7 protein-coding genes are annotated in these 7,640 nt (G+C 57.6%); 3 read left to right on the forward strand and 4 right to left on the reverse strand.

Annotated elements, in window-relative coordinates; translation table 11 throughout:
• The first annotated feature begins 55 nt into the window (after positions 1-55).
• The 3 genes from INT29_RS18340 to INT29_RS18350 are packed head-to-tail and all read left to right on the forward strand — an operon-like array spanning position 56 to position 3,119.
• Positions 56-439: a MobC family plasmid mobilization relaxosome protein gene (locus tag INT29_RS18340; protein ID WP_226842211.1), complete on the forward strand. Its 384-nt coding sequence runs from the start codon at positions 56-58 to the stop codon at positions 437-439.
• Positions 436-2,061 carry a relaxase/mobilization nuclease domain-containing protein gene (locus tag INT29_RS18345; RefSeq protein WP_193072829.1) on the forward strand — a complete coding sequence of 542 codons (1,626 nt, stop codon included), beginning with the start codon at positions 436-438 and terminating at the stop codon, positions 2,059-2,061. Before INT29_RS18340 ends, INT29_RS18345 begins: the two co-directional genes overlap by 4 nt.
• Positions 2,058-3,119, forward strand: a complete 1,062-nt coding sequence (locus INT29_RS18350) for a hypothetical protein (RefSeq protein ID WP_193072831.1) — start codon at positions 2,058-2,060, stop codon at positions 3,117-3,119. The genes INT29_RS18345 and INT29_RS18350 overlap by 4 nt, the downstream gene beginning before the upstream one ends.
• Before the next feature lie 51 nt (positions 3,120-3,170).
• On the opposite strand, the gene INT29_RS18355 is transcribed toward INT29_RS18350, so the two are convergent.
• From INT29_RS18355 to INT29_RS18370, 4 genes are read right to left on the reverse strand one after another with little or no spacing between them, the layout of a single operon-like run.
• A complete protein-coding gene (locus tag INT29_RS18355) occupies positions 3,171-3,932 on the reverse strand; it encodes a hypothetical protein (RefSeq protein WP_193072833.1) in 762 nt (253 codons plus the stop codon).
• Complete coding sequence (locus INT29_RS18360; RefSeq protein WP_193072835.1) at positions 3,929-4,366, reverse strand: DUF4913 domain-containing protein; 438 nt, start codon at positions 4,364-4,366, stop codon at positions 3,929-3,931. The genes INT29_RS18355 and INT29_RS18360 overlap by 4 nt, the downstream gene beginning before the upstream one ends.
• Positions 4,359-6,098 (reverse strand): type IV secretory system conjugative DNA transfer family protein, encoded by a 1,740-nt coding sequence (locus INT29_RS18365; protein ID WP_193072837.1) that lies wholly within the window; start codon positions 6,096-6,098, stop codon positions 4,359-4,361. The genes INT29_RS18360 and INT29_RS18365 overlap by 8 nt, the downstream gene beginning before the upstream one ends.
• 1 nt (position 6,099) lies before the next feature.
• Positions 6,100-7,389, reverse strand: a complete 1,290-nt coding sequence (locus INT29_RS18370; protein WP_193072839.1) for a hypothetical protein — start codon at positions 7,387-7,389, stop codon at positions 6,100-6,102.
• Positions 7,390-7,640: the final 251 nt, after the last annotated feature.

Below are 7,640 nucleotides of genomic sequence, written 5' to 3' on the forward strand. Positions count from 1 at the left end.
CTGTCACACTGGATGGAGCACAGTGTGTCGTTGCACTAGGCCAGGAGGTGAGTCAATGTCAGAGCGGAAGCGGCAACAGAACGTTGCTGGTGGTCGCCCGGTGACCCGGAAGCTGACTTTGACTCCGGTGCAGGATGGGCAGCTGACCGTAGCTGCTGAACGTGCTGGTCGGACAGTGCCGGCCTTTCTCGTCGAAGCAGGGCTGAAGGCCGGCGGTTTTCAGACCGAAACCGAACGACGCGAGTCAATTTTCGCTCTGTTCCAATTGCGCGAGCAGCTGGCCAGGATTGGCAACAACCTGAACCAGATGGCTCGGTTGCTGAATTCCGAGGGGGAAGTCGACGCAGACCTGCGCGCGACTCTGGCTGACATTCGGGAGAAGATCAGTGCCGTTGATGGCACTGTTGACCTCTTTGCTGCGGAGCGTGAAGAAGCATGATGCCGAACATCACCCGTGGCGGGAAGATGCCGGGACTTGTCATGTATCTAGCAGGGCCGGGTAGGGCAAACGAGCACACGAATCCACACATCGTTGGTGGGTCTGATCACGTGACGGTGATGGTCGACTCTGGTGTGGAGCTGACGCACGATGACTCGCTGGATATTGCTCGGTCGTTGGACCAACCGAGAAAAGCCTTTGGCACACACGTGACCTCTCCGATTAAACAGTGGAACGAGGAAACCCGGAAGCGCGAGACGGTGGGCCGGAAGGACTCTCACGTCTGGCATTGCTCTCTTTCACTTCGTGAAGACGAAGGGAAACTGACCGACGCTGCTTGGGGAACAATCGCAAATGAGTTCGCTGGACGGATGGGCTTCATTGATCCCGATGGTGCTAAGTCATCTCGCTGGGTAGCGATACATCACGGCGCGTCGAAGAACGGCAACGATCACATCCACCTGGTGGTTCAGATGGTGACCGAGGACGGGTCGAAGGCTCGGGTTCATAACGACTTCGACCGTGCTCAAAAGATCTGTGGCGAACTTGAGAAAGAGTTCGGTCTTGCGATCACGGAGGGCAGGGAAACCGGCCAGGTTCTCTCGGCTGAGAAACCGGGTGAGAAGCGTCGGGCAGATCGCGAGAAGGCTCCGTGGGTGGACAAAATCGAACTGCGTCGTCGGTTGCGAGCAGCCCTGTCGAACGCAACTTCCGAGGCCAACTTCGTCTCACGCGTTTACCAGGCTGGTGTCATCATCCGCCCTCGCTTTGCTGAGGGACGGACCAACGAAGTCACCGGTTACAGCGTGGCTCTGCCAGCCGCTACTGGGAGCGGTCGAGACCCGATCTTTTACGCGCCCAGCAAGCTGGACAAATCATTAAGCCTGCCGAGAGTCCGTGCAGCTCTTGGCACGTATGCCAACGGCGATCCAGACGCGCTTGGCGTCTGGCAAGAACACCACAACTCCACCCGCACCACAGACCGTCCGCGCACTGGGGGAATCTCCAAAGAGCTACGGCAGAAGACGAGTGACGGAACTGTCACTCACGCTGACCTCGCTCGGATCTTCGCCGCTGGCTCCATGAAATACGAGCGAGACGAGCCGGGGCCATTAGCAGAGATGAGCGAGCACCATGCCCAGCTTGCAGTGAGTCCACCTGCTTACGGGTACATGGCACGCCAGCTCGACCGGGCGATGTCTAAGAACGCAATGGAGAGCTGGAATGCTTTGCTCATCCAAGCAGCACGACTGTCCCGAGTCATGGCTGAAACCGGGTTCGGAGGGAGCCGGCCCCAACTCGGAGCGGCGAATACGGCAATAGCCACGGTTGTTATCGCTACGGCCCAGGAACGTTTAAACGAGCAGGCCGAGCGAGTAGCGACACGACAGGCTGAAGAAGCGGAGCAGTCGGAGGCTCAACCTGTGCAGGAGCCAGAGCGTCCTGACTACATGTCTCCGTCCGAGTTCGCCGACCTCACCTCCGCGCTACAGAAACGACCGCGCATTTCTCCAGACGTGGGTCAGTCCCCAACCGAGGCGAACAACGCACAAGAGCCAGACCATGCAGGGGCCGAGCGTGAACATGGTGCAACTACAAATAGCGAGGGAGTAACACGATGAGCATCAACATGAACGAGGAAGAATCCGAGGTCGTTGAAGGCATCAGTCGGATCATTCGCGCCGCAAGCATGAGCGCCATGCAGCTGCGCGAGGCAGCGGAGCGCCGTCAGCAAAAGGCCGAGAAGATGACCGAAGCTGAACGCGCACAGCAGGCACAAGAACAGCACGCGAAAACCGCCACAGACAGGCGCGTTGCCGATAGCGTCTACAAGTCCGTACAGTCTCCGATGTTCTGGAACCACGCGGACAACGCACGTATTGCTGAACGTATGACTGTTGCTCAGCAGCTCGCCGGAGAACACGGGAAGGCAGATTCAGCATTCATGCTTGCCTCCGATGTGCTCCGCGATAAGTACGGTATTGATGCAGTGTCGATCATGCACGGCCAGGGAAGCCCGATGGATCGGCAAAAGGAACTTCTTGATGCTCTCGACCACCACAACGCAGCCGGTCGACTTCGCGCCGAATCCAGCAATGCTGACCAGACGGCTGACAAAGCCTCGCAACAATCGGAGGCGGCCGCAGAACAAGACGCTCCGAAATATTCTGATCGAGCATTGGCCGCTGCCGAGGTCGAGTCCGAGCCGACCAGTTTGAACGCCGAACAGTACCTTGACGCGCTTTCTGACGAACAGCGCGAGAGCCTGCTTGATGAGCACACACGTGGCATCGAGGATTCCCCTGAGCGTGACGAGAGGCTGGAAGCAGCTCACACCGCGTCTGGCGCCGACGAAGCTCCAGCCGCCGAAGAACCGGCTCAGAGTCAAGAGACTCGGGCAGACACGGCACGCGATGACGCTGCCATGGCTGAGCAGGCGGAGACCACAAGTCTCTCCCGGGCGGCGAAAACAGCGGATGTTCAAACTTCAAGGGAGGGCCATCTCGCGGGTGTAGCGGCTCATGACAAGCAGGCAGCTCAAGCTCGAGCGTTTTCACTGAAGAATGTTCCTGGCTCAGCAGGTGACTACAAGCTCAGGTCGATGAGCTCCAACGCAACACCACGCAAAGCATCTGCCTCCAGCCAGGCTCCAAGCCGTGAACACGTCCATCAACGCTGAGTACACATGAGTGTGGCCCCGAACCTCCTTTGAGGTTCGGGGCCACACTCATTAGCCGTGGGCTTGTTGCCAAGCCGTTCTACTCGCACGCAGTATTAAGTTCGCCTTGATAAGAGCTTTCATCTTCTTCCGTGCTCTCCGGCGGCGGTTCATTTGCTGCCATTTACGTCCCAGCACAACAGCTATCTTGTCCTGCATCAGGTTTCGTTGACCAATTCGTTTGCACTCTTCTGTGATGGCTTTGGAAGGGTTCACCAACAGCATCTGATGATTTTTCTCCTGTGCCACAAGCGAGTCGATGACTTCCAAAATGCGTCGGTTGCATCTCGCGTCATAGGCACTCGAAAAGATCCCGAGGACAGAGGCAGCGAGCAAAAGGAACCCTAGCAGTTCCAGTTGGCCTCCAGTTTTAACTGCTTTGAGATCCGCAGCTAGAAAGAAGACGAAGACTGCAACAAGCGGGTACACGATCAGAATGAGAATAAGAAACCACTTCAGCTTCCGACTCACCGCGTCATACGCCTCCTCGCGAACCACGAAGCTTTGTGCCGCACGGGTCATTCCCGCTGGCCCACTGCTATTGGCGTTGCCTACCCGTTCCAGAAGCTCCCACGCTCGTTTCCGTCGTGTCAACGGAATGGGTGCAAACGCGCGAGGCAACCACCGATAGAGTGCAGGACCAATGACCACGATCGCTCCGAGCGCGGTGATCCAGCCACCCTGATCCGTGATCCACCCGTTTGCCTGTTCATACCAAGCATTAGTTGTCGGTGGTGCACTCCCAGCGGCGACTAGTGGGACCATGCCAATCACAGCAGCTCCATGAGTCCTGGAGGCATGTCTGTGTGGGGCAATGGCTCGGGCATGACCTCTCTCGGACCATCAGACTTGGTCTTATTTGGGTAGTACGTATGGAATGGTCCCAGCGGGTCGAGGATCACCCGCATCATCGGATCGAGGTAATCGCGGTAGAACACGACCATTGAAGGACCGCCCTCGAGTCGCATCTTCTCCCACGAGATCCATAGTGGCTCCAAGCGCATCACTACTTCGGGATAGCGCCACCACTGTGGGTCCCACCGGAAGCGAGTGACGTCTTCTAGCGGACGAGAATACGACGGCAAGAGCCAATCGGTCACCCACTCACCGACATTCGCATACACAGTTTCAGGTTCGTCAGACATTGCCTCCGCTGAGGAATCAGCCGGCCCTTCGCCAACCGAGTTGAGGTACTCATTCTCATCCATGTTCGCTCCCTGAAAGTTGAGACTCGTAGTATCGCTGGGACTCCTTGACCTCATCGCCGTATGGTTTGGTCGAGAAGTGCTGGAGGGCCAACAACGCGGCAGGCTGTCCAGACGCTGTCATAATTGCTCGTCCGCGTGGGAGCTGCCCAATATCGGACGGGTCGAACACACGCTCACGCTGAATATTCGTTGTCGTTGACCGCCCTCCCCGCTGACTCGAGGCACTTCGTTTGGTCACATCTCGGTCACCGACCAGTGATGAGAGAAACGGCAAAAACTTGTCCTCAGACAAGCCACTGCCAGCAACACGAATATTTGCGGCAGACCACAACTTGTTCATCCCTGATTCCCCGTAGGCTTCAATGCCTTGGGCGTAGGACTGGAAGAACGTTGACACCACGATCCCGCGTGAACCGTAGTGTGAGTACACGTCTGGGAGTTCCTTCCAGCGCACCACGTTTGCCGCTTCATCCAGGACAGCCATAAGGGGTGTGTTTAACCGCCCCGCATGGGCATGTGGACCAGGGACGGCGGCGATTTCTTCTGCTGTGGTTAGCAGTGCCATAACAAGGGCCGCGGTGATCGCTCGTGCGCTTCCTCCACCCTCGCGAGAGATGAGGTAGAGCGTGTCTGTCGAGCGTACAAACGCCGCTGGGTCGAACTCGGGGCGTCGTTGAGAGTTGGGTCGGACCCACGCTGCAATTTTCGGATTCCCCAGCACCGCGACCCATGTGCGGACTTGACCATACACGCCGTCACGCTGCTTCTCTGTGACCATCTGGTCCTTTTCCAGAGCTTGTGCGACAGTGCCTTCACCAGCTTCGCGGAGAATCGTCTCAGCGGTGAAGTCCTTCTCATCGTTGACCCAGCGGTAGACGTCGGTAATCGGCCGGCTACCCAACGCTGCCGCGTAGATGTAGCGCGTGAGAAGTGACTTCGAGGCAGGTCCGAAGTAGGCATCTTCCCGCGCATCTGCGGCGGTACTCGATGTGCGGAAGACATCTGCCAGCTTCTCAGCAGTTTCGAGATCTCGCACAAACGTTAGCGGATTCCAGTACCAGGACGGTTCTTCCCCGATGATGGCCTGAGCATCGTGAACCCATACGTTGCCCTTTGCAGAACGGGGTCCTCGGGTGAGGTCGACAATGTCGCGTTTGTTCGACGTGGCAAGCACTGGTCCCTTAGTTTCTAGAATTTGGGGCACGCATACGCAGCTGGTCTTTCCTGCGCGCGGACCCATGATCCAAATCTGAACCCACTCCCACGAGGCCCACAGAGACTGCATATTGTTGACCAGCTTGCCCAAGGGCACTCCATCACCGGCGCTGGTAGCCTCTAGCCGCTCTGCGTCCTTCTTGGCCGCTTTGTTCCCCAGCTCGGCCATGTCCTTGACCCGCGTCATGTCCCGAGCCCGATCATCAACGCGAGACTTCGTACCGCGAGTCCTTCGCCAAGCAACGAAGATGAGAACACCGACAGCTGCCAGCAACACCAACTCCCCAACGAAAACAATGATCTGGAGAACCGTCATCGGTGACCTGCCAGTGATTTGAGCTGCGAGCATCGTTTGCACGCTCGATGAACCAGCCGCCTCGCGGATTCCTAGATCAACGTAGAGCGACACCACGTACATGCCGATAATCATCACAACGACAGCCATGATGCCGCCACCGATCAGCCAGCCTGTGTCCCCGGACATCGGCTGGTGCTTGCGCCCTGCCTGCTGCGTCATATTAGGCCGCCATTCTCCATGCTTTGTTGGTGTCGTTGACCGACATTTCGACTGAAGTCAGTACCGTCTTAAACGGCACACCTGGTTTCTTTCCGATCTTGAGTAGGAACTTGCCGCGCCCTGGCGGTTCGGCAGCAGTGCCAGTGTCTGGATTGATCATGGCCTCGGCTGACCAGTCCGTAATCATTGATTTCTCCGCACTGGTCATGGCAAACACTTCCTGGAGATTTCCCATCTCTCGTTCGGCCAGTCCTCCCATGAAGACCTGAGCCGAGCGTTCGACAAACCCCCAGGCGATTTCAGTCAGGTGGGCGCTGGAGAGTTTGAGGTCGCTCATCGTGTGGGTGCACATGATCTGAGCTAGACCGCGCTGCCTGTTCAGACGAGTCAGCGCATCAAGGAAGTGCACCATCACTTCGGACGCCTTGAGCATCCGCCATAGCTCATCCATGATGAGCAAGTAGTGACGCTGGTCGCGACCCTCCGCCTCGGCAAGATACTTCTCCGCTGAAACTGTGGCTGATCCGTGCGCCCAACACACCGACTGCACAGCAGCCCCGAGTTTCGCATCGGCATCGTCAATACCGGAGATGTCAAAGCACATGGGCACACCTGGTTCGATGTGTTCGTCAGTGTGCTCCGAGAACAGGTCACCGAACTGCCCGTTTGATGACAGTGCGACCAGACCATCCATGAGACCTCGAATGCGCGAATCGTATTCGTGGTCATCGTCAACGGCCAGAGCTAAGGCACGTAGCCCTGCGGGACGGCTGGCGATGTACTCGCGGAGATCGTCGACCCGCTGGATATTGTCGAAATCGGGATCGAGCTGGCGCAACGTTTCAGAAAGAACCGTGCTCTCGTGAGCCTCCAGTCCTCGGTCGAGGACCAGGCTCAGAAGACCAGAAATCGTCGTGAGCCGACGTCCTCGCATTTCTTCCAACGCTTCACGGCGCTTATCTTCGTCCTTAATCGCCCGTAGAGACGCGACCATTGGCCCAAGATCGAGAGGGTTGCGGTGTCCGCGCCCACGCGCCATTTTGATGACCTGACCGTCCATCGCTGCGATCAGATCGGCATAGTCAGGCTTGGTATCCGACAGCACCATAGGGATCACTCCCCATGCAGCGAGAATAACAACCATGCGACGCATCAAAGACGACTTACCGAGTCCTGGTCGACCAAGAACGAAAGCTGAAGGATTGAGAATGAGGTTCGACAAGAACCACATCACCGGATCGGCACACACGATAGTGCCGCGCTTCAGGTGATAGCCCAAGGGTGTTCCCACAACCGGATTAGACGAGCCCGCGATGAATGGCCACAGGCCACACACCTGCACCGTTGTCCCCTGGTACTCGATAGGAGACTCCACATAGTTGACGTGCCCACCGCCTGGGACGTTCCACCCTCGTGACCCCGGCCTGTTCCGAGACACTTCACGCGCATCACGACTGTTACGAAGCCACTGCCCAATCACGCCAGGTTGAGGTTAGCCTCGAATAGTGGACACCCAAGGTAGCGGGATTTCAGGTCCTGCTG

The organism is Brevibacterium sp. FME37, assembly GCF_014897485.1.
In the GTDB taxonomy this organism is placed as follows: domain Bacteria; phylum Actinomycetota; class Actinomycetes; order Actinomycetales; family Brevibacteriaceae; genus Brevibacterium.